This window comes from Pseudoalteromonas sp. LC2018020214, from assembly GCF_016598755.1.
GTDB lineage: Bacteria > Pseudomonadota > Gammaproteobacteria > Enterobacterales > Alteromonadaceae > Pseudoalteromonas > Pseudoalteromonas distincta.
Map to the genome: position 1 here is coordinate 765,781 of NZ_CP066804.1, position 20,891 is coordinate 786,671.

The following is a 20,891-nucleotide window of genomic DNA, read 5'->3' on the forward strand; positions in this document are numbered from 1 at the left end:
TCACAGATAACGCGAATACGTTTGGTACTTTCTAAAGATTAGAAACCTTATTCAAGGTTTTGTCGCGCTGGCTTGGTGAGCCAACGCGGGTCTATAGATTTTCAAATTTTACTCTGCTGCAAGTAATTCATCCTTGAATCTGGGTTACTGTCGGCATCCATGCCTCCACTTCCTCATACTGCGAAGCTGCGCTTCGGTTATTCGTCACCTCTCAGCGCACCCGAACATCACGCTTAATCCTTCAAACCACAATTGATGTGAACGTAAACGGCGAAGATAGGCCATCCATGGCCTAGTTTCGCCTTATCGCGCATCCATGCGCGATATTACTCATCAATTGCTTATTTTCGGGCGTGATGACGGGGAAGGGTGTTAAACGTGAGGTTAGTGTTTGGTCTTGGCAAGAAGCAAGACTGACCCTCTGTATTTCCTCTAGGTTGAGTGAAACGAAACCCAACGAATCACAAATATACTCACTCGCTCAAAAGGCAAGAGTATATGTTATTAGTTGTAGGCGTTTAGCTTGCTGACGCGCGGGCGGCAGCCCGAATAAGTATTTGAATAGGTGTTTGAGGTTACTATTACAGATAACGCGAATACGTTTGGTACTTCTAGAAATTAGAAACCTTATTCAAGGTTTTGTCGCGCTGGCGACGGCAGCGAAAGAGGGGCTATAGATTTTCAAACTTAACGCTGCTGCAAGTAATTCATCCCTGAAGCTGGGTTACTGTCGGCATCCATGCCTTCACTTCCTCATACTGCGAAGCTGCGCTTCGGTTATTCGTCACCTCTCAGCGCACCCGAGCATCACGCTGCTTCCTTAAAACCACAATTGATGTGAACGTAAACGCCATGAAAGCACATCCATGTGCAAGCATGGCTTTCATTTCATCCATGAAATGAATTACTCATCAATTGCTTATTTTCAGGGCGTGATGATGGGGAGGGGTATTAGACGTGATATTGGTGCTTGGTCTTGGCATGAAACAAGTCCTGACCCTCTGTATTTTATTTTACGCAGAACTATAAAATACAGAGGTTATTGAGTTCTGGATGAAAAGTAAGGTCACAACTCTAGTGATTTTGTAATATTTATATATAGATCTTTCTTTATTTGTATACTTTTTAATTATTAGCTAGTGTAAGGTATTTTTTATCGATTTTTATTAAGGAACTATGAATGTATCAAATGGATGAGAATAATGGCGGCGGAGTAGGAGCAAAGAAAGGTTTTTTCTTTCAAGACTACGTTGCAACGCTATTTGCCTCAGAGATGCTTCTTGATAATCGAATCAGTGGAGTGGGCTGTGAAATCGGAGATGACATAGATCTTTTTCACCCAAAGAAAGTCGTTACGCACGTACAGGTAAAAACAGGTACTGTAGACAAGGACTGGAATTTGACGGAGTTAAAAAAGAGTCGCAATTTAACTCAAGATAAGAAACCAAAAAGTTACTCATCTATATTACACAAAAGCTTGGAGCTAGACAAAGATACGAATCTGACAAGCAAGTTTATGATGGTTACTGATCGTTCAGTAAAAGGGCCTTTATGCTTTTTAGAGATACCTTTAGGGAACCGAGTGACCAAAACTGGGCGGAAGAAATTAGTTAACTCTATCAACTCGGCATTAGGGAAAAACTTTATCTCTAAGAATGGCAATAGAGGAGATTATTGGGTTGATAACACATTATGGCGAGTATTCTGTTCTATAGAGCTAGTTATCCTTCAAGTTGAGCACAATTTACGAGCTGCAAGCGAAGAGTTATTAAATTGCGTACTTACAAATGAATCAGTGAAACAACTCGGTGAAATTTTATGCAATAGAATTTATCGAAAGAGTCAATTATGTAAGAAAACGTATTCAGCTCAAGATAAAACTCTATCTCGAAACGAGGCTATAGACCTGTTACGCGACTTTGCTCTGAAGAATACTTTACTACCCAAAGCTTATCCCGTCGTTGACTTAGCAGATATAGTTACTCCGTTGTTTGATGAACGTGTAGAGAACCGGAGAAAACAAGGGTTCGTACAAGGATTTAATTTTAATGCATATAGGTATGATCATGTGATAGACATGCTCGTCGATTGGGTTGATGAAGTATTTCTTAGGCCGTCGGAACTTACGGCAAATTCTCAAGTAATAAGCAAGTCGACGGATCTTCGTTCTAGAATTACGCAGTTTGATTTAAAAGTAGTTGTATCTAGAACAATCTTGAACAGCATTATAAGAAAGCAGCATGTTGCACAGCCAATACCAATGGTTATGTTTGCTGCAAATAGTGATAAATGCCTGAAGTTTGATTCTGTACACATAGTGCGTGGAAATGATGATAACCATGAATTGTGGGTTGGCGTAACTGAATTTATAGAGAATAGCGATGACATTATTGAGGTCATCGAACGTTTGTGTGAAAAGATGAGTGAACTAGTATTTATTGACATGGACAAAGATCGACAAATAATTCTGGAAGGTAAAGATGATAAGTATCTGTTTAAGCATGATATTGATACCATCCTAGATACTTCAAATAGTTTTTCTTCTCACCTAGAACGATTCAAGTTTGTTGTTTTTATTTCTTACAGGCTACCTTCATATGACTACAAAACTAGTGAGGATGTTTTAACCCAAGAAATAAAAGATAAAATCAAATATATGTATGATTTAATGATTACTAAGAGTTCTTTCTTCAATCAAATTCGGCTAGGGTTCTATGTTTTTCCAACCCCATGTAACGATACGATATTAAGTAAATTGAAAGGCAAGATATCTTCATGAGTATTGACGTTAAAGATAGTATTAATCCAATTGTTTACCTAAAAACTGCTTCAGAGCTTCTATCTAACCCAATAAGTGCTGCAAGTGGGCGTGATATGGTTATACGGGCGTTAGATGAGAGGAGTAGATACTATCGCTACGAATCAATTCTGAAACATTTAGTTAAGAAGGCTGGATTGTTTCCTTACCTTCAGAGTGAATTTGATGAGCATGATTTTGAAGACATTGTAACGATTGAAGCAAACAAACCTGTGGCAGGTCATGATATTGTGTTTCATGCTACTCAGACGCGGGTTTTTAACCAGTTACGTGATAGCAAAAACGTAGTACTGAGTGCCCCTACTAGTATGGGTAAAAGTGAAATACTAGCAAATATACTTAGTGTAGATAGATATCATACGGTTGTCCTAATAGTCCCTACTATAGCGCTCATTGATGAGACAAGAAAAAAGTTGGCAACCTCATTAGATGGCTTATATCGGATAATTCACCATAACAGTCAACACTATGATGATATCGTACCCACAATTTTCGTTCTAACTCAGGAGAGAGCCAACCAAAGAAGTGATATTGAGAGTGTGGACCTTTTCATTATTGACGAATTCTATAAGCTGGGTTTTAAGTACAACAATGAAGGCCTACTGAAGTATGACGAACGAGCTATATCTCTAAATATTTCCTTGTCTCAGCTACTTAAGAAGTCTAAGCAGTGGTTCTTTATTGGACCCAGTATAACGAACGTAAAGGGCTTATCACGTTTAGTTGGAGACTTTAATTTTATTTGTAGCGACTTTCGGACTGTATCAGTCGATATTAAGGATTATGATATTGCTCCAACCGATGCAGAAATGAAGAAAAAAACCCTGCTAAAAATTTTAAAAGAGTGCGAGGGAGAAAAGACGATTGTTTACTGCCGTTCTCCAAAATCCGCTAATAAACTAGCTCAGTTATTGATGACTGAAGGTGAGTTTGAAGAGCAGTATAAAGGTGAGTTTATCGATTGGTTGTCGAAAACCTACGACCCTAGATGGAACTATTGTAAAGCTTTGAAGCATGGGGTTGTATTGCATCATGGTGTATTGCCACGAGCGTTTCAGCATTTCTCTGTTGATATCTTTAATAGGTCAAGGAGACACAATGTCTTAATCTGTACGTCTACAATTATAGAAGGAGTAAACACCCGAGCTAAGAATGTTGTTATATACGAAAATTATAACGGGATTGAAAGCATAGATAAATTTACGCATAACAACATAAAAGGCAGAGCTGGGAGGATGTATAAGCACTTTGTTGGTAGAGTATATTGCCTGCAATCTCAACCTGAAGATGACGCCTCTGATGAGTTGGTTATTCCAATAGGAGATGAAGACAGTAAGTGCCCTTTGAACTTATTGGGCTCTATAGATAGTGAGCATTTATCTTCAGGAGGTTTAGAGGCATGGGAAAATTTCAGTCAAGAGACTGATATACCTATAGAGATAATCCGCAATAACTCTTCATTTGAGGTAGAAAAGATAGGCTGTTTGTTAAAGACATTAGAGAATGTTCAGCTCTTTGATTTTGAATTATATAAGCGGTTGAATTTTTTTAAGATGCCAACCACAGAAGCACTATATTTTATTATGGAACAATTTGTCGAAGCTAGAAAAAAAGTACTGACAAGAAATGGCTTTTCAGTAACGCCAAAAGACGGAAAAGATCCTGTAACATCCATTTGTGGGAAATTTCGAGCATTTTTAGCGGCGGACTCTGTTGAAGGTTATCTCAAACAACAGATGGAATGGAAACACGAGCAGCTTCTAGAAGGTGATTATTCTCAAAATGAGTTTGATGAGCAAATGTCAGGTGTAATTGATGATGAGCTCAAAATCATCTCAAATGTTTATGGGTTTAGTTTCCCTAACTTTTTGTCATTATTTGCGGATATTTTGTATTACTTGAATAAGAAAAACATTACAGGCTTGACCTTTGATTACAGCCACATAATTAGTGACATGGAACATCAGAAGCTTACTGCGGGTTATGCAGCTATACATGAAATGGGTGTGCCACATCAAACACTCAAACTTCTTCGAGAAAAGCTGGTAAATGTAGATGACACATCCGTGGATGATATTAGCCTTGCAATCAAGGCCGCTCAGCCTTTAATTGAATCTTTCGGCCGAGTTGATAAATACTTCATAAATGCGGCAAAGCTATAATTCCTCTAGAGAACCTAAGCAGTAAAGTCGGCAGGACCAGCTCTTTCTTTTTGCCTTTTGAAATTAAGGAAAAATGCAAAACCTGCCCCTAGTAACCCCATTTATAAAAGGGCAATGTTATTGCCCTTTTTTATGCGCTTAAATTTGTTTTTATAAACTATAGCGCTACTAAGCTTTGCTCTAGCATTGCCTTTATTTGTTTTACTATTTTAGCTTCTGTTTCAGGTTCGAATTGTTGTATACGTGGGGTATGAATATGCCCTGTAGGTATACTTGAATTAAGCGCATCGCGCAGGCGAATACTTCGGTACGATATTTCGTTAGACAAGTAACCACCGCCGCCGCCATTTACCGCAATACTATTTTTAAGCTCGCCGTACGAACCCGCTTTATAGGTTTTTTCAAGCGTGGTGACTTCGTGATTGTCGATAATTTTATAAGGGCCTTTGGCTTGTTGCATGTAAGTTACAGGCAAGCTAAATTTTACAAACTCGTTGCCCGGGAGTGGTCGGCCATTAAGTTTTGGTATTACTGGGCTTGTTTGCGTTCCACCATACACAATATTGGCATTATCGGGGGCGGTTACGCTGCGGCGTTTACCCGGGAAGTGTTCTAAATCAAATTCTGTTCTGCCCATACTTACGGTTACTACCATGTCTACATTATTAAGTGCGTAGTAGGGGGCAAGTAGTGATTCTATTATACCTTGATCGAAGTCTTCGTAGCGTACAGGCACCATAACGGTGTTAATTTCTGCACTCACGCCGTTGTAATTAATAACTTGCCCGTCGAGTAATAACGCCGCAACACCTGAGGGGTTACTTTGGTTTATATTTCTATCGAGTAAAAAAGGGTCAAAGCCTGTAAGTAATATTTTTTTAGTGCTGCCTGATGAAAAATCAAGGTCGGTACGTCCTCTGCTGCCTTCCTCAAGTAGGGTTAATAAAGTATTTAGTTGAGCCTGCGTAATTAAAAATTTAGGTGATGTTGTGCGTATTACTTTACTTGAAAGCAGGCGCGCCCAGTAGAGCTCTCGGTCGTCGTAATTATTAGTTTTTACTATACGTTGCTTGGCGTTTTCCCACAGTTCAAAGCTAAAGCTTTGTACTAATATTTTTGCACTTTTAAAGTCGTTTAAATCTTTAAATTGTTGCTCAAAACTTGATACTTGTGGGGTAAATGCATTTAAAACATTTGGCATTGCTGATTGGGCTTTGTTGATACGCTGTTCTTCAACAGTTAAAGGATTACTTAAAGCAGCGAATGAAGAGGCAATTAAGCTGGTCGCTAATAATACTTTGATCATAATACTCCTAAGATAAAGCTATTGTTTTATGTGTAATTTACTATCCTACTATTGCTAACTTAGGGCAACCAATTAACGTTGAATCGACTGAAATTTGCTTTTGTTGTTTGTTATACAATTGCACTTTTAACTTAATTGCGTACTGTAGTGGTATTGTTGTTGGAGAAGGTAGCGGGTATTTAGGTGGAAAATATTTCTCATAAAAAGGAGATAAATTGGAAGGGGTTTTATATGAAAAGGTTGAAAAGTGACTATTGATATCGAACTTTTTGGCTTACTTTTATTTGGGATTGGTCTAAGTGTCATTTTTATCATTCTTTTACCGTTAGCCTTTTATTTAAAAGGGAAAAAGCTCAGAACAGTTGAAGATATTTTAGAGTCAGGAAACCGCTATTATTCTCTAAATATTTTTATAGCGCTTCATGGTTTACTTCATTAGGCAGTGTATTTTTATTTGATTGTTATGCAAAACGTTATAATTTATTAAATGATAGAAACAAGGTACCAGCTCAAGTCTCCATACTATTTAAAGTGTATTTTGTAATTTTTATGCTTTGCGTACTTTTAATTTTTTTACCTATATTATTTTGTGAATAATTACTTTAGCCGATAGAAAAATCAAAGGGGCACCCATTAGAAAGTTCCGGTTAAGCAGGCAGCTGTGTTTTCTTGATCTTTTTATTCAAAAACCAAGTGTTCTTATTATTTAAACTCAATTTAAATATGACTACGCACCTAGTAATGGCGTCGATTGGTGTGAATATGCACTTTGGATTAGGCAAATAGCACTATGAAAGTATATATACCAATACGTTAGGAGCCGATTAGCTTTCGTGAGTGTCGCCCTACTGGTTTCTTTATTAGCCATGCGAGGGCCATCGTTGTACCGACTCCAACAATCATATTTGCAATACCTAATAAGCCGATAATGAAAGCATCTCGATGACTTTGAATATAGTCTTGCAGGCCCATAATTAGAAAGCCAACGAATAACACATGGTAAAAGTAAATAGAAAACGAATATTCACCAATGTTGCATATGGCTTTGGGGAGACGTGTTTCAATATTTTGAAGCCACTTTAAGATTAGTAAACAAGCTAAGATTTTTTGAATGTAGAAAAGAGTTTGTCGGGATGAATACCATCCATCTACTTTATATTCATTAATATATTGGATAAGGATGGCTGCGCTGATTAAGGCAGTAAAAGCGATTAACCACGTTTTATATTGATTGACCGTAGCCATTGTCTTTTCGTAATGACTCCCTATTATCATTCCGAAACAATATGCACCACAGAAATACACCAAACTCTGCATGCTTAAAAAATCAGGAAAGGCGCTGCGAGATATAATTAAGGGCACACATGCAAAAAGAAGCATAAGCTTTGGCGCGCGTTTATTCACAAAATTTAGCAATGGTGTCAATATAAAAAGTACCAATAAAATCGGTATGTACCAAAATTGAATAGCTGCGGTTGCGGATACTAGATTTGTGGCGACAGTGGTAATAAACGATATATCGGTTGCTGCACCATCAGCAAGGTAATATTGCCAGTACACAGCTGTCGCTATTGTGCTTGCGACAACATAGGGTAAAACAACATTTAGTGCTTTACTCTTATAAAATGAAATCCATCCTTTATTCTGTAAAACTTTGCTGAAAAGTAATCCCGAGATAATGGCGAAGTATAGTGTGCTGCCGTGAAACAATAATTCAGTTGAGTAAAACAGCGCTTTTAAACCGAGAGAATCTAAATCGCCAGTCCAAAAAATAGCAAATGACCACGCATGAGCTGCGACAATACTTAAGATCGCAATGCCTCTAAAGGCTTGTAAATGATAAATATGTGAAGACATAGGCAGAGTCATCTATCGTTAAATATACGTTATAATTATGTTACTGCTCAGGTGGTGCGATAGATACCCACTACATACGTATTCAGGGCTTACAAATTTAAACGAGGTAAATATTACTACTTAAAATGTATCGCCAAAATGCCACCTTGAGGTTTATGTATCTGTGTTTGATGAAGTTAAAACATTGATATTCAATTTTACCTACAGAAAACGCGTTGCTAACTAAGCTCAATGATACAAAGCGAGCCGTGTTATTAAAACGATTTACCAAAGGACTATACGGTGTTTATCAACAAAATAAACAGGTTGTTATTAGTGATTTAAGAATGGGGGAGAGGGCAACTATGTGTTTTCGTTTGTGGTTGCTGAACAAAAAGATCAGCAGTTGATCTTAGGACAATATGAGAAATTGAGTAATTAATTGCCGCTATATAAGCTCAAGCAGATTTTGCTCGTATTACAGACTCAAATATCGATTTATAAACGAGCGCGGTAGTATCCACGTTTTTTTACTGTGGATATTAGTTAAGGGTTACCTGCTATTACTTAAGCTTAGTTTAATCATCTGGCCCTTTTAAGGTAAACACTAAATGTTTACGCATATCTTTTAAAATCACGCCTTTTTTAAGCATTGCGCCGCTTAAGCGTTTTTGCCATTTTAATAAATCAGGCTCTGCGGCTGCTAAGGCTTGCTCGTTTTCAAACTGAAAACACAACAGTAGTGAACTTGGAAATAAGTGATATTCCACATCAAACCAGCATTGCAACATACCAGGTAGCTCAGTGCGGCCTTGCTCTTCTAATTTTTCAGCAGTATTAAGTACAAGCGCTTGCTGTTTTATTTGCACTGCAGAGAGTTTTTTCATTATTAAAATCCAAGTTAGCGGCTAAAAAGTGCAGCCGGAATATGGGCATTATACGCAAGCTTGTAGGCAGGCAACAACTTTGAAAGGGAGTTAATGTTCAATAGAGTGTATTTGCTTAAAATTTAGGAGTGCATGTTGGAAGGCGACTTTGGCTTTTACAACTTGCGTAGGTCGGATAAGCTTCGTAGCCGTGCCATCCGACATTTCAAATTTTATTACAGAGCCTTAATTTGGACATTTAACTCTATGGTTAAATAACCTTGTTTGAGGTCTTTTTAAGTTGCTTGCGACAACTGGGGAGTGGTTGTCGCAAGGCGCCTTTAGCGCCTCACCACATTACGCTTAATACTTATAAGAGGTATTAATAGGGAAGGTTTATTTGGATCGGCGCTTGTCTAGTACATAACGTACGGCCATTCTTGCAACACCCGCACCAATACCTGAGACTACTGCCCATGTAACGGCCTCTTTAAGATCTGTTTCTTCGCTTGGTCTATCTTTTGGAGCTGGTTCGTTGGTAACCTTTTCCCACGATTTTTGTAAAGTTTTCCTTGTTAACATACCTGCTGATGCAGCGGCGAGACCTATACCTATTGTCGTAATTAGTTGTTTATTACTCATAATGTTCTCCTTTTTATAATTAACGGCAGCGTTATTTATGTATAACTCTTTAAGTAAGAATATTTATAACAGCAATTTATGTACCGATAGGCTGAGGCGCTTTTAAATCAGGGCGTTCTTGTTTTATGCAAATTAGTCGTTTAAAACCACACTCACATCACACTTTCACCACATTTACACACAAGCTAAATAACCATTGTAGAGCGTGCGCAACTCTGCTCAAAATCTTCTTTTTAGATATTAACTCTGCAATTTAACTTACCTTCTAGGCGGCTTATCGCACTCATTGCTGTACAGATAGTAAACACTTTCACCCTATGCTTTAATATTAAAAAACAAGGGAGGGCGTTATGAGTAAAAATCGATTTTTATTTAATAAATACGTTTTGGTAATGGCTGTGTCGGGCACTTTGTTTGCACCGCTACCAGTGCTGAGCAACGATAAGGGGCCAGTAGTTGAGCAGCTTTGTGCTAGTTGCCATAGTTTAACTAACCTTGAGCGCAGCGCGGGTTATAGCCAGCAGGACTGGCAAACATTAATAAGCTATATGGTTGATGCGGGCGCAGATACCGCGCTTAATAAAGATATAAGTGCTTATTTAGCTGAGCATTATCCTGTTAACACTAAGCGCGAGTCTAAGGTTGTTACGGGCGATTTAAAGCTCAATTTTAAGTACTGGCAAGTGCCAACGCTTGGGCAACGGGCTCGCGATCCGGTGCAAGGCAAAAATGGCATTATTTGGTGGGTTGGCCAGTGGGGTAATATTTTAGGCAGGTTAGACCCTCAAACCGGCGATATGAAAGAGTACACACTGCCAAGTGGCACCTATGCGCACAGTGTGTCGCTTGATAAAAATCAAACCCCTTGGTTTTTAGGCAATAAAAATGGCACGGTTGGATATTTAGACTTAAAAACCGAAAAATTTAAAGTGTTTAAAATGCCAAATAAAAATGCCCGCGACCCGCATACTGGTGTATTTGATGAAGCCGGAATATTTTGGTTTACCCTCCAGCATAGCAATATGATTGGCAAGCTAGACCCTACAACTGGCGATATTCAATTGGCTACTTTACCCACTAAAGGCTCACGCCCATATGGTATTAAGCTCGATTCAAAAGGCACGCCGTGGGTGTCGTGTAATGGTAGTAACTGTTTGGTTAAAGTTGATAAAAATACCATGGAGCTTAGTGAGATTAAACTCCCAGGCGCTAAAACGCATACTAGGCGATTAGCCATTACACCTGACGATATGGTTTTTTATGTTAACTCTGGTATGGGTAAACTTGGCCGCTATAACCCCAAAAACGGTAAAATAACGCAGTGGGATAATCCCAGTGGTGAAAACAGCCACCCGTATGCAATTGAATATGCAGATAACGCCATTTGGTTTAACGAGTCAGCCAAGCGTCCTGAAACCTTAGTAAGGTTCGACCTTAATACCGAAACCATGCAAAGCTGGCAAATTCCGAGTAAAGAAGGAGTCTACTCTGGCTTAATTAGGCATATGCGCATGGGGAATAATGGGTTGATCATTCATCAAACAGCGACCAACCAATTAGCTGAAATTACGTGGAGTAAGTAATAATTTATTTTATGTTAAAGCTGCGTACTGCTTACTAGTAAGTTTTCTTATATTAGGTAGGAGTTTTTTACAAAGCTTAGCAACTTTTACCTTTTAAATAAGTAAATTGATACAATAATTTATGTAAGGCACTGATTTTTAATAGTTAAATTTTTGGTTCGGGTTTTGCTTTGTAGTAAGTGTATTTTCTTAAATAAAATAAAGGAGTTATTATGAGTACCGTTATTACTGGGTTATTCGAAAGTGCATCACAAGCAACACTCGCAATTTATAGATTAGAAGCTTTAGGTATTAATGAAGCTGACATAAGCATTGTAGCCAACGACTCATACGCAAAGGAAGATTTTGCTGTAGACGAAGGTACAAAAGCCGCTGAAGGTGGCCTTGTAGGCGCGGCTTCAGGTGGTATTCTTGCTGCAATTATTGGCGGTTTTACTGCAGTAGGTACTGTAGCAACAGGTGGTACGGGCTTATTAGTTGCCGGACCATTAGTCGCAGCATTTGCTGCTGGTGGCGCAGGCGCCGCAGTAGGTGGTACTTTAGGTGCTGCAATTGGTGCATTTATTCCTGAGCACGAAATTAAGTATTATGAAGATGCCATTGAAAAGGGCTCTATATTAATTGGTGTTAAGTACGATAGTGACAACAAAAACGCTATTGAAGAAATACTTAACAATGCAGGCGCAAGTAACGTTTCTACGGCTTAATGCTAACTAATTAGTTTCAAAATTAATTAAAAAGGTGAAACTTAGTTTCACCTTTTTTTCGTTTTTAACGGCGGAGCAATTATAAATATTAACGTAATTTTTTGTCATTAAATAAACTCCATATATAAGTAAATTGGTTTTAAACATGCTTTGATTATAGAAAAGACTTATTTAGATAGGCGCTTTTTATTACATGTCGTAAGGCCTCCCTAACAACACCAACTCTCGAGACTACCGCCTATATAATAACGGCCTTTTTAATAGCTACTTTTTAACTTGGCTTGTCTTTTTGGGTTGGATCGTCGGTAATCTTCTTTTATGAGTTTTGTAAAGTTGCCATTCTGTTTGTAAATATGCCTTGGTTTTTGCTTAACTTTTGGGTGAAAGTCAGTTTTTTTAATTAATTAGCTATTTATTTAAACGTAATAAAAACTATAAATTTACTTTTTAATCAATAAATTAAAAATAAATAATACATAAAATCATGTTTACGCGTAGGGCTGGTATATACATTGAAACTACTTGTTTAATAGTCGCTTAATTTAGCGTTATTGCTTTATTAATTTGATACTAAACGAGGAGATGACGATGAATTGTTTGCAGTTTGATTCAAACGCTAAAAGACCTTCAACCCGTGTTTTAAAACCAGCTTTTGCGATACTACTTACCGGTGTGTTACTACAAAATAGCGCACTGGCTAATGTAAAAGTTCAAATGCACCAAGTAACTAAGTCAGGCCAAGGGCAATCACTAGGTACTATTACACTAACAGAAAATGATAACGGCGTTGTTTTTACACCAAGTTTAAAAGGTTTAACACCGGGGCAGCATGGTTTTCATGTTCACCAATTTGCTAGTTGTGAACCCAAGGAAAAAGGCGATAAAGTTGTGCTGGGAGGCGCCGCTGGTGGGCATTTCGATCCAAAAGCTAGCGAGCATCATGATGCTCCTTGGGGGGATGGCCATTTAGGCGACTTACCGGCGTTGTATGTAAATGAAAGTGGCCAAGCTAAATCGCCTGTTTTAGCACCAAGGCTCACGCTTGAAAAACTTAAACAACACGCAGTAATGATTCACGAAGGAAGTGATAACTATGCAGATAAGCCAAAGCCATTAGGTGGCGGTGGCAAACGTGTTGCTTGTGGCGTAATTGAGTAAATATAAGGAGAAAGTTATGCCATATAAAAATCGTGATGAATTACCTGAGTCGGTAAAAAGTAACTTACCTAAACATGCTCAAGAGATATATCAAGAGGCGTTTAATAGTGCGTGGGATACCTATAAGGACCCTAGCGATAGAAAAAACGATGATGACCGCGAAACAACAGCGCACAAAGTAGCTTGGTCGGCGGTTAAAAATAGTTATAGCAAAAATGATAATGGAAATTGGGTAAAGTCGAGTAATTAGTTTTGATCAAACTAACAACAAGGCTGAAGTATTAAAAAGCCGCTACAGCTGATTTAACGGTTTTTTATATACTCGTTTTATATTTACCTGTTTAAACAATACTTTACGGCGTGTTTGAGTGAAATTGGTAAGCAAAACCATAAGTACTGCTTTAAACACGAATGTGAGTTTAGTTTAAACTTGCGTTATTATTTATTTGTATTGGCCAATCAGAGAACACTTTGAATTATTTAGCTCATCTTTATTTAGCGCAGCCCACAGCCGATTCTCACTTTGGGAACCTGTTGGGTGACTTTGGTGGAAAAAGATATGTAAAACACTTACCAAACACAGTTAAAAATGGCCTCGATAACCATTATTTAGTTGATAAATTTACCGACTCTCACCGCGAAGTAAAACACGCTAAACAATACTTTTCACCTGAGCGTAAACGCTTTGCTGGTGTGGCTATTGATGTGGTGTTTGATCATTTTTTAATTGTGCATTGGCAGCGATTTAGCAAGCAACCTTTAAGTGATTTTAAGTACACCAGCTATCAGCTTTTGAATAATCGCATACCTGTTATGCCAGCGCGAATGCAGCACGTTGTAACAAGTATGACTAAAAACGATTGGTTTAAAGAGTACGAAACCGTTGAGGGAGTAGGGCTTGCGCTCGATAACATAGCCAAACGCATTCGTTTTACGAACACTTTTGCGGGCGCGGCTGATGATATAAAGCGTAACTACAATGAATTAGAAAACGTGTTTTTAACGTTTTTTCCGGAGCTGGTTAAGCATGTGAATGAGTTTGACCTTGAAAGCACTTAAAAAAGTTAGATAAAGAACTTTATTTAAAGTTTTCATAAATTGTTAATCTTTTGTGATAAGTTAAGGTGAAAAAAACGCTACTCTAATACAAATTAATCTTTGAGTGTTTTTAATGAATCGCAATTATTTAGTTATTGTGGGCTTTGCCGTTTTATCGGCATTTCTATCTGGTTCTGTATTAGCTTTTGACTTCGACTTAAAATCGGTACGAACCACTATTTCAAACCCAAGCACTAGCCACGCGCTAATAAACGATGACTTGGCGCAGAGTAATCAAAAAACACTGTTTTCGTTAGAGCCCATAAATAACCAGCGTGTGGGTGTGTTTTTTGATATTAACGATATTGAAATTGGCTACTCTGCCGATATTTTTGAAGATGATGTTGAAACAAAAACACAAGATATACTGCTCTCGTATAGAAAATTTAAAAATTCTAAAATCACATTTAACTATCAAACGCTTGAAGGGCTGCAAAGCACGGCTAGCAATTTAAGCGGCAATCAAACGGATCAAATTTTCTCGCAAAATACACGTTCAACCAAGTTTGAGCTATCTGGCCAACACAACTTTTATACCTTCAATAATAAAGCGTCTTTGTTTGAGCATTTTTTTCTTAATAGGCCAAAGCTAAGTAACAAATTTGATATGTCGTTAAGTATTGTTGGCGCGTGGTCTTTCAAGCATGTATCTCTTGAGAATAAAGATAATATTGTGTTTCAGGCTGATTTTTTAAATTCGTCTGCACCACAGGTCACTAAGTTAATTTCTAATTCGTACGGGGCGAGTATTGGCTCGCTTTTATCATTTTCGTTACCGCATAATGTTCACGTATTTGCTGAATACAAAGTAGGTAAAGGGCATATTCAAAACACAAACCCTGGGTTGGGGTTAAAAGATTCGGGCGCCGAAAAAGTTGAAGCATACGGCGGTGGAATTTCTTGGACTTCCGACAATAAAAAACTTATGGTCGTACTACGCGCGTGGGAGCAAACAGGCCGGCATATAGATACTTCTTTTGGTGATTTGTCAGTAATTAAGTTTTTTTAGTATTGATCACCGAAATAGTAAATTTACCAGGAATACTATGAGTAAGAATAACGCAGTACCTCAGGCTTATGTGAAGCAAGAGGAAGGTTACCGAATTAAAGCCTTAAGATTATACCCTTGGGTATGCGGGCGTTGTGCCCGTGAGTTTGAGTACTCTAATTTACGAGAGTTAACGGTGCATCATATAGATCATAACCATAGTAATAATCCAGAGGATGGCAGTAACTGGGAGTTATTGTGTATTTATTGCCACGACAATGAGCACAATAAATACCACGAACATATTATGTATGGCGGGTCGACTACAGAGCGAAAAGTTGAGGCTGCAACACATTCTCCATTTACCGATTTAAAAGCGATGCTTAGTAAATCAAAGTAGCTACTATGATTTCAACTGTTTGGATAAAAACAAGGTTGTTACATCAGCTACTTTAATAAGTGACAGTTTATCTGCATGGCTCCATGAAATTTTTGAGCCAACACTTTCACAACAAATAACACCTAGCGGTTTGTTATCAATAAAGTAGATGTAATCAAGCAAGGAGTAAATGTTTGATGGTTCAAAATAAACCTTGGTTAAGTTTTTAGTGATTTCGTGGTTTCTCGCATCTGATGCGTCTAATACTTTATGCTCTAAAATATAGTCAAAGTATGCAGGAAAGTCTTCAGCTTTTAAAACTGCATTACTTACTATCTCATTTTTTTCATCAAGGAAAATTAAGCTATTAATGGCAGTATAGTCGTGATTAAACAACCATAGACTGACTCTGTCGGCATTTGAAATTAACTTTTTTAGCTCATTGCATATCTGTTTTAGCTTACGTTCACTCGTAATGTTTGGGTTACTAACTTTAACTGCTAAATTTTTGAGATTTGAGTTTTTTGGATTATAAACATTGAGCAAGCTATTTAAATGATCTTTATTAAATGGCTTCGTTAAATAGCCATCCATACCAATGTCTAAATAGTGTTTAATATCTGGTTTCATGGTGTTGGCTGTCATGGCAATAATTGGCGTTGTTTTACCTGTTTGTTGCTCTCTAATTATCTTAGTGGCTTGCACTCCATCCATCACTGGCATTTGAATGTCCATAAAAATTAAATCAACATGGTTGGCAAAAAAGTAATCAACGCATTCTTTGCCATTTTCGGTAAATATTACTTTCGCATTATGAGCTTGTAGCATTTTACTTACGACAACTTGATTTACTTTATTGTCTTCGGCAACCAAAATAGTGCACCCTTGTAAATCGGTTATTTCTTTATTTGGTTTTAATAATTCATCGAGTTCTGATGTTTCAAAGCTTTGTTGGTAAGTAAATACAGAACCTTTATCTTCTTTACTCGTGAAGTTGATTTTGCCATTCATTAAATCACTTAGCTTGGTGCAAATGGAGAGGCCAAGGCCCGTGCCCCCGTACTTTCTAGATGTAGATGAATCAGCCTGATGAAACTCTTGAAATAAATTTTGCTGCGCAGCTTTACTAATACCAATACCCGTATCGGTTATTTCAAATACAATATTTTGCGTGTTTAAGGAGTTCTCTTTTACAGTGACTTTAAACTCTACCTGGCCTTGTTGTGTAAATTTAATCGCATTTGAACATAAGTTATTTAAAATTTGAGAAACTCTGACAGGGTCGCCTTTTAAGGTTGTGGCGATATTTTTATCTATAGATGGAATAAATTTTATGCCTTTATCTGTGGCTTGTTTCATTAGTGGATTAATTACATTGTTAATGACTTCGCTCAAGTTAAAGTTAATATTCTCAATATTTAATTTACCCGCTTCAATTTTTGAAAAGTCTAAAATGTCATTTACAATATTTGAGAGTATATTCGCGGAGCTTAAAATACTTTTTAGGGCGTTATCTTTTTCTATATTTGAAGTTTCTGCTAGTCCAAACTCAGCTAAATTTAAAATGCCGTGCAGCGGGGTTCTTAGCTCGTGCGACATATTTGCTAAAAATCGACCTTTTAGAGTGTTAGCTGTGTCAGCTTCTTTTTTTAGTTCTTCAAGATTTTTATTATGTATTTGTTGCTGTTTTAATGCAGTGGCCAGCTTTCTGTTGTTTAACCTGAGCTCAAGTTGCGCGATAACTTCTTTGCCAAGTATTTTCAGTGCGTTAATTTGTGTTTGAGTTAGCTTTTTAGGCTGGTCGCTGATAACACATAATGTACCAATTGTGCTGCCACTAGGTGTAACTAGCGGTGTGCCCGCATAAAACCGAATGTTTGGATCGCTGGTTACTAGAGGGTTATCATAAAAACGTTCATCAAGTAGAGCGTTTTGTATTTCAAATACTTGGTCTTGCAGTATTGTATGAGAGCAAAATGCGATATCTCTTTCGGTGGAGTCTACATCGATACCATACTTTGATTTAAACCACTGCCTTTGTGGATCAACTAAGCTTATAAGTGATATGGGGGCTTCACAAATATCAGAAGCAAGTTGAGTTAAATCATCAAATACTTTTTCGGCTTCAGTATCTAATATTTCATACTCGTAAAGGGCCTTTAATCTAGATTCTTCGTCAGCTGGTATTTGTGCTTTTATCATAGTATTGCTCAATATTTATATAGATTCACTATAAGAGTAATTTAGTGATAATGACAACTTTAACATGTAGAACCGGCTAAAAAAAAGACATTGCATTTTGCTACTCTATTATTATTTTTTGAAATGTTTTTTCTATTGTGACTAATATTGGTTTTTAAACTCGTATTTTAAAATCTGCTCTAAATACTTAAAAGTAACTTTGCTAAGGTTTTTAGCTAGGTAAGCTTTTATTAAAAAGGCCGAATCCCATTTAATGATTCGGCCTTTTTAATATTTAGGTTAATAACAATAAGAGTTATTTTTTCTTTTCGCTTGGTGCTGGTTGGCCATAATTAGGTGAACGAGGTCCATATAATAAGCCGTTGTAAACATCTGAAGAAAGTAAGCGTGTTGAAGTCATTGCTGCGATTTCAAAGCCTTTATCGGTTACCGTTTCAGCAATTTGATTGATTGCTGCAATAACAAGCATACCTACAAGGCCACCACCGCCATTACTTTGTTGTTCAGCTGAAGAGGCTCTTGCTTTGCCTTGCCATAATTGCTCGCCAGTGCGTAAATCAACTAGTGAGGCTGACACAGTTACAGCTGTTTCGCTAGAAATTACAACATAGCTAGTGCCGTATTCTTCAATAGTGATGTAAAGCGCAGAGTCTGCACCAAAAATTTCATGTAATTTATTCACCGGTACTTGGTGTACGTCGCTTGCAACAGTGAGGCCATTACCTTTAAAGGTTTGATCAACTAAAGCTACAGGAAAAACATAAAAACCCGACTCAGCTATAGGCGCGACCATTTGAGTCATCACACTGTATGGTGCAATTACTTCAGGTGTATTATTTAGCGGAGGTAAAATAATAACTGAGTGAGGGTCTGCTTGTTTAAATGCTGTGTAGTTATGTGCTGGTGGAGGTGAAACACAACCAGCGAGTAATGCGAGTAATGCGATCGCTGTGTATGATTTTAAATTAAGCATATTAAGCGCCTTTCGCAGATTTTAGAAGGAAGTCGATGTAATGAACTGATTCTGGGAAAAGTGATTTCTCAGTTTCGAAGTGAGTAGTGCCTAATGAAGGATTACCCGTTTCAAAGTACAGCATACCTAGGTGAGCATGTAGGCCAGGTGCAACATTCTTACTTTTGTTTGCGGCATCGGCAATAATTTGCTCAAGCATACTAATTTGCTCTTCGGCTGTTACGTCATCTGCTTTTAAATAGGCGTATACGGCAGTGCTATAGTCGCCGTAATAGTAAATAGGTTCTTTCGTTGAGTTACAACCCGTTAGGGCTATACAAACAAATGCTAAGGTAATTAGCTTTTTCATTATTTATTGCCCCATTGGCCAGCTTCAAGACCAGTAACTAACTTGTTAACGACTTCGCGAATAGCTAGGTCAAGTACTTTGCCATTTAATGTGGCATCGTATGAAGCTGTGCTACCAAAACCAATAACTTCACGTTCTGATAGGCTGTATTCACCAGCACCTTGCACTGAATAAATAACTTCTGATGTAGTAACATCAACAACATTTAGCGTTACTTTAGCATAAGCAATTTGCGATTTACCTTTACCCAATAAACCAAAAAGCTGGCGATCGCCAATGGCTTTACGGCCAAACTCTGTTACATCACCAGTTACAACAAATTTAGCACCGCTAAGAACTTGTTTTGTACCTGTTAACTTTGCCTCTTCCGCAAGGGCTGCCATATTGTCGCGATCAAGCACACTAAAGCGATTTGTTTGTTGTAAGTGGCTCATTAGTGTTGTTTTTGCTTGGCTGCCTAAACGGTCTTGGCCTGATGAAAATATACCATTTTGAAAGCTCGAACGGTTTACAAACTGACCTACGACTAGTTTGCTTTTTGTACCTGAGTAGGTTGTGTTATAGCTAGCAACAGTTGGTGTTTCTACTACTTTTGATGATGTTGTAGCACACCCAGCTAAAGACGAAGCTGTAATTGCAGCGATTACAATTGTTTTAATGTGGCTTTGGTTAATTCGCATAAATTTTTGTCCATATAGATAATTGCAGAAATTTTTATTGATAGGCGCTTGATTTTTATACTTATAAGTCAATTACTTATTTCAAGAGTCCATTCAACTTACTTTATAAACAAAAGTCGATGTAAATACAATGTTATTTATGTTTTATACAGATGCACACAATAAAAAAGAATAAATTCTTTGTAATAACAATGCTAATTCATTAGTTTTTAAATTATTGAAAGCCTTTTTCTATAGTTGATATACAGGGACATTTATTGCGCGCTGAGTTATTAATTAGTAAATTTATTCAATTAACTTTAATTTTTAAAACCAATCGGCTGCAACTTGTAGTGGAGTAGGGTTGCCTTTTTTAGATACCCAAAACACTAAGGCTTGCTTTGTTGGCGATATTTTTTTAGCGCGAGGCATGGTTAAGTCAGTTAATGATAATTGCTGCTTGGTCTGCATGTTATTTTGCTCGTAGCCAATAACAACAAAGTCGTGTTTTAACTTATGGCCTGCGTTTTCGCCGCTGTGTATTTGTGTTTCTATGCCAAAGCCTAACAGAGCTACATGGGCTATTAAGTTTTGGTTAGTATTATCTTCGGTATTAACAGTATCGTATTCGAGATTAATTTTACTGTTGTTTATAGTCGCTTTTAAATTACCTAAATAACGGGCTTTAGCTACAGGAATAGCTTGTTTATAAAACCAACCTTGCCACCCTTTGCCGTTAACCATAAATCCTGGAGTAGCTACAATCCTACTTTTACCGAGTGCCTTATACGTGCGTTGTCTTTTACTAAAAACAGCAGAGGCAAACGGGTCTTTCCATCCTAAATAATCCCAATAAGTAACATGAAAATTAATAGGGATTAAATCAGTCCATAGTTTTTCATCATCTGTAAACGTTGAAATCCAGCGCTCTGCTGGTGGGCAGCTACTGCAACCTTGCGATGTGTAAAGCTCTAAAAAGGTAGTCGGATTAGCTGTACTGGAAATAGTTACTTGCTCAGCAGCTTGGCTTTGAAAGCAAAAAATTATTAACCCAACAAGTGAGATTAAAAATGGACGGGATATTGCTTTAAAAGGCATGTTACTTCTCGCAAAGGCTGATATTGCATTCAGCCTAAATGATATTTACGAATGAAGTATCACGAAA

Annotated in this window: 19 protein-coding genes; 10 read left to right on the plus strand and 9 right to left on the minus strand. The window is 37.6% G+C overall.

Annotated elements, in window-relative coordinates; all coding sequences use genetic code 11:
- The first annotated feature begins 1,180 nt into the window (after positions 1–1,180).
- Both JG479_RS03340 and JG479_RS03345 read left to right on the plus strand, forming a co-directional pair.
- On the plus strand, positions 1,181–2,779 hold the full coding sequence (locus JG479_RS03340; RefSeq protein WP_200219946.1) for a dsDNA nuclease domain-containing protein: 1,599 nt from the start codon (positions 1,181–1,183) through the stop codon (positions 2,777–2,779).
- Positions 2,776–4,980: a DEAD/DEAH box helicase gene (locus JG479_RS03345; RefSeq protein ID WP_200219947.1), complete on the plus strand. Its 2,205-nt coding sequence runs from the start codon at positions 2,776–2,778 to the stop codon at positions 4,978–4,980. Before JG479_RS03340 ends, JG479_RS03345 begins: the two co-directional genes overlap by 4 nt.
- A gap of 157 nt (positions 4,981–5,137) precedes the next feature.
- Here the strand turns inward: JG479_RS03345 and JG479_RS03350 are convergent, their stop codons facing one another.
- Positions 5,138–6,286 (minus strand): hypothetical protein, encoded by a 1,149-nt coding sequence (locus tag JG479_RS03350; protein WP_200219948.1) that lies wholly within the window; start codon positions 6,284–6,286, stop codon positions 5,138–5,140.
- Positions 6,287–6,533: 247 nt separating this feature from the next.
- On the opposite strand from JG479_RS03350, the gene JG479_RS20010 reads away from it, so the two are divergent.
- Entirely contained in the window at positions 6,534–6,725 is a 192-nt protein-coding gene (locus tag JG479_RS20010; protein ID WP_234047869.1) for a hypothetical protein, read from the plus strand.
- A gap of 374 nt (positions 6,726–7,099) precedes the next feature.
- Here JG479_RS20010 and JG479_RS03360 read toward each other — a convergent pair whose 3' ends face one another.
- The 3 genes from JG479_RS03360 to JG479_RS03370 all read right to left on the minus strand — a co-directional run bounded on the left by JG479_RS03360 (position 7,100) and on the right by JG479_RS03370 (position 9,630).
- Complete coding sequence (locus JG479_RS03360; RefSeq protein WP_200219949.1) at positions 7,100–8,143, minus strand: acyltransferase family protein; 1,044 nt, start codon at positions 8,141–8,143, stop codon at positions 7,100–7,102.
- Between the two features lie 557 nt (positions 8,144–8,700).
- Entirely contained in the window at positions 8,701–9,009 is a 309-nt protein-coding gene (locus JG479_RS03365) for a hypothetical protein (RefSeq protein WP_138488578.1), read from the minus strand.
- A 375-nt stretch (positions 9,010–9,384) separates the two neighbouring features.
- A complete protein-coding gene (locus tag JG479_RS03370) occupies positions 9,385–9,630 on the minus strand; it encodes a DUF4235 domain-containing protein (protein ID WP_002958040.1) in 246 nt (81 codons plus the stop codon).
- 350 nt (positions 9,631–9,980) lie between these two features.
- Between JG479_RS03370 and JG479_RS03375 the strand changes: the two genes are divergently transcribed.
- From JG479_RS03375 to JG479_RS03405, 7 genes are all read left to right on the plus strand, one after another.
- Entirely contained in the window at positions 9,981–11,213 is a 1,233-nt protein-coding gene (locus JG479_RS03375) for a Vgb family protein (RefSeq protein ID WP_200219950.1), read from the plus strand.
- A 212-nt stretch (positions 11,214–11,425) separates the two neighbouring features.
- Complete coding sequence (locus JG479_RS03380) at positions 11,426–11,920, plus strand: general stress protein (protein ID WP_002958042.1); 495 nt, start codon at positions 11,426–11,428, stop codon at positions 11,918–11,920.
- 588 nt (positions 11,921–12,508) lie between these two features.
- Positions 12,509–13,078 (plus strand): superoxide dismutase family protein, encoded by a 570-nt coding sequence (sodC, locus tag JG479_RS03385; protein WP_200219951.1) that lies wholly within the window; start codon positions 12,509–12,511, stop codon positions 13,076–13,078.
- A 16-nt stretch (positions 13,079–13,094) separates the two neighbouring features.
- Positions 13,095–13,328, plus strand: a complete 234-nt coding sequence (locus JG479_RS03390) for a ChaB family protein (RefSeq protein WP_039485228.1) — start codon at positions 13,095–13,097, stop codon at positions 13,326–13,328.
- 221 nt (positions 13,329–13,549) lie between these two features.
- Positions 13,550–14,137 carry an acyl carrier protein phosphodiesterase gene (locus tag JG479_RS03395; RefSeq protein WP_200219952.1) on the plus strand — a complete coding sequence of 196 codons (588 nt, stop codon included), beginning with the start codon at positions 13,550–13,552 and terminating at the stop codon, positions 14,135–14,137.
- Positions 14,138–14,249: 112 nt separating this feature from the next.
- Positions 14,250–15,185: a hypothetical protein gene (locus tag JG479_RS03400; RefSeq protein ID WP_182694688.1), complete on the plus strand. Its 936-nt coding sequence runs from the start codon at positions 14,250–14,252 to the stop codon at positions 15,183–15,185.
- Positions 15,186–15,222: 37 nt separating this feature from the next.
- The gene (locus JG479_RS03405) at positions 15,223–15,564 is read left to right on the plus strand and encodes a YajD family HNH nuclease (RefSeq protein WP_138488583.1); all 342 of its coding nucleotides are present in this window, start codon (positions 15,223–15,225) and stop codon (positions 15,562–15,564) included.
- Between the two features lie 3 nt (positions 15,565–15,567).
- Here the strand turns inward: JG479_RS03405 and JG479_RS03410 are convergent, their stop codons facing one another.
- From JG479_RS03410 to JG479_RS03430, 5 genes are all read right to left on the minus strand, one after another.
- Positions 15,568–17,745: a GAF domain-containing hybrid sensor histidine kinase/response regulator gene (locus JG479_RS03410; protein WP_200219953.1), complete on the minus strand. Its 2,178-nt coding sequence runs from the start codon at positions 17,743–17,745 to the stop codon at positions 15,568–15,570.
- A 295-nt stretch (positions 17,746–18,040) separates the two neighbouring features.
- Positions 18,041–18,718 carry a DUF799 domain-containing protein gene (locus JG479_RS03415; RefSeq protein ID WP_200219954.1) on the minus strand — a complete coding sequence of 226 codons (678 nt, stop codon included), beginning with the start codon at positions 18,716–18,718 and terminating at the stop codon, positions 18,041–18,043.
- A 1-nt stretch (position 18,719) separates the two neighbouring features.
- Positions 18,720–19,067, minus strand: coding sequence for a DUF4810 domain-containing protein (locus tag JG479_RS03420; protein WP_008165258.1), 348 nt, complete (start codon positions 19,065–19,067; stop codon positions 18,720–18,722).
- On the minus strand, positions 19,067–19,747 hold the full coding sequence (locus JG479_RS03425) for a CsgG/HfaB family protein (protein ID WP_008165259.1): 681 nt from the start codon (positions 19,745–19,747) through the stop codon (positions 19,067–19,069). Before JG479_RS03425 ends, JG479_RS03420 begins: the two co-directional genes overlap by 1 nt.
- Before the next feature lie 306 nt (positions 19,748–20,053).
- Positions 20,054–20,824 (minus strand): DUF1223 domain-containing protein, encoded by a 771-nt coding sequence (locus tag JG479_RS03430; protein ID WP_200219955.1) that lies wholly within the window; start codon positions 20,822–20,824, stop codon positions 20,054–20,056.
- Positions 20,825–20,891: the final 67 nt, after the last annotated feature.